The sequence below is a fragment of the uncultured Nostoc sp. genome, from assembly GCF_964245445.1.
Lineage (GTDB): Bacteria > Cyanobacteriota > Cyanobacteriia > Cyanobacteriales > Nostocaceae > Nostoc.
The window spans coordinates 1-2,042 of sequence record NZ_CAXTNE010000505.1 but is presented as its reverse complement, the minus strand read 5'-3'; the positions used below and the strand labels follow the sequence as shown (position 1 = coordinate 2,042).

Sequence of the window (2,042 nt, the reverse complement as noted above, 5' to 3'; positions counted from 1 at the left end):
AAGCTCTACCCTGTCTACTTTTCAGACTTTTTCTTACATCGAACTCAGGTTTATAAGAGTATGTGATAAAGCATTTCCATCCAGTCCTAAAGCATCTCCATAGCGACGGATGAATCCTTGAACAAAAATAGGTTCAGGCAATTCTTCAAATCGTTCTTCTTCTAAAGCTTGCAAAACACCTGCTCTAATGAGTGTTCTTGCAGCTATTTCTTCAATGCATATAGATTTTTGTTGTCTTACTTGTCGCAAGTGTGTAGTTATTTCCTTTAGCTGCTCTACTTGAGCTTGATTTAAGAGCGTCACTGTCTTCTCCTATATGGGCTAATTCTACTATTCATATAGTCAGAAGACTTAAATATGCATACGTATTTTTACTGGATAATTGATTTTTAGGAGAAATTTTTTAAGAATGGTTGAAATCTAGATTGGAAAATGCTAAAGCTGCTTATACTGAGTAAATATATTGTTAATATAGACACTTTGTGTTTATTAAAAACTTAAGGTATGAAAGTTAATTAAGTGTAATTAATAATACAAATATTTTTTCAACTGCCACTCTGGACTGGGATAATTGCAGCGATCGCTGTAACCAAAAGAGAGTGGGCAGGGGGCAGGGGGCAAGGGAGAAGACTTTTTCCCTTAGCAAGAGCAGCACCCCCCTCTGCCTCTTTTCAAATGCCCAATTTACAGTACCCACTTCCCCTTCAATGTGCCATCTGTCTATTTCTCATGATGTCCTCTCAGCGTTAGAATGCGCTTGCTGTCGGGCGGACAATTATTTCATTGACATCGACATCATCCGGCTGGGAAACAGCATACAAAACGGCTCTAGCGATCGCATCCGGGTTGAGTGCGGTTTTACGTAATTCTTTCAAGAAGCCTGTTGCTGATTCGTCTGTGATATCAGAGCCGAGTTCAGTCTCAACCACGCCAGGGGATATTATTGTAACGCGAATATTTTTCGATTCTTGACGCAATCCATCAGATATGGCCCAAACAGCATATTTTGTCGCGGAATAAACCGCGCTGGTAGGGCCTACCACGTGCGCGGCGATGGACGCGGTATTGATAAACTGTCCACCGCCTTGTGCTTCCATGATTGGTAGACCAGCAGCAATACCATTTAATACGCCGTGGATGTTCACATTAATCATGTTGTCCCATTCCTCGACTTTCAGGGCATTCATCGGCGATAGGGGCATCACACCTGCATTGTTAAAGATGACATCGACACGACCAAACTTATCTTTGGCGAAGTGAATGAACGCTTTCATATCCTCACGATTCGCAACATCCACCGCTTTGAATTCGCCTGTATTACCCTGGTTACGGATCTCCTCGATAATCTTTTCTAGCTTTTGGGTGCGCCGTGCCCCTAGAACAACTTTTGCACCATTTTTAGCGAGTAACTTAGCGGTGGCTTCACCGATACCGCTACTGGCTCCAGTAATCGCAATTACTTTATTTTCTACGTTTAACATGGTTATTTTCTCTTCTGTTGAAGTTGATTTGAATTTGGGATGTGTTCATCCTATGAGTAAGTACAAAGGTTTGGAATACACAGTCCTCGCGCTTTATTGCCTAATTCGCCAAATCGATCTTCTACAATGCTTACAAGAGGATAATTAAATTAATCAAAGAACATTGTGACGAGCCAAATCATCAACCAAGTCATAAACCAAAGTGCGATCGCTCATCAATGTCAAGAATTGGCAGCACTAGTCACTCGTCACACCGATGGCAAAGGGAACGGTTTTCATAAAACAGCTATTGAGCAGCTGGAATTTCAGCGAGAATCTTCTGTTTCCGCCACACTACAGGGTGTCTGCCAACCTATCTTCGCCATCCTTGTTCAGGGCAAAAAGGAAGCGTTGCTGGGTGATGAAACTTATCGTTATGGCCCGGCTCAATATCTGGTCGTCTCGGTTGATTTGCCATTGAGCGCGTTTATTGTTGAGGCAACCCCAGATCAACCCTATTTAGGATTCAAGAAACTATCCCACTAATAAAAAAGTATGGTAATCTACTTCTCAACAAGGAGG

Annotated in this window: 2 protein-coding genes and 1 pseudogene; 1 reads left to right on the top strand and 2 read right to left on the bottom strand. The window is 42.1% G+C overall.

The features are described from left to right. Positions 1–63: 63 nt before the first annotated feature. Positions 64–303 (bottom strand): annotated as a pseudogene (locus ACFE90_RS37875) (helix-turn-helix domain-containing protein); the annotation flags it as partial. A gap of 443 nt (positions 304–746) precedes the next feature. After that, entirely contained in the window at positions 747–1,481 is a 735-nt protein-coding gene (locus ACFE90_RS37870) for an SDR family oxidoreductase (protein WP_375507359.1), read from the bottom strand. Positions 1,482–1,646: 165 nt separating this feature from the next. On the opposite strand from ACFE90_RS37870, the gene ACFE90_RS37865 reads away from it, so the two are divergent. After that, positions 1,647–2,006: an AraC family transcriptional regulator gene (locus tag ACFE90_RS37865; RefSeq protein WP_375507358.1), complete on the top strand. Its 360-nt coding sequence runs from the start codon at positions 1,647–1,649 to the stop codon at positions 2,004–2,006. Positions 2,007–2,042: the final 36 nt, after the last annotated feature.

Coding starts and splice junctions, on each gene's coding strand:
- ACFE90_RS37870 (WP_375507359.1), bottom strand. CDS start 1,481: ATGTTAAACGTAGAAAATAAAGTAATTGCGATTACTGGAGCCAGTAGC.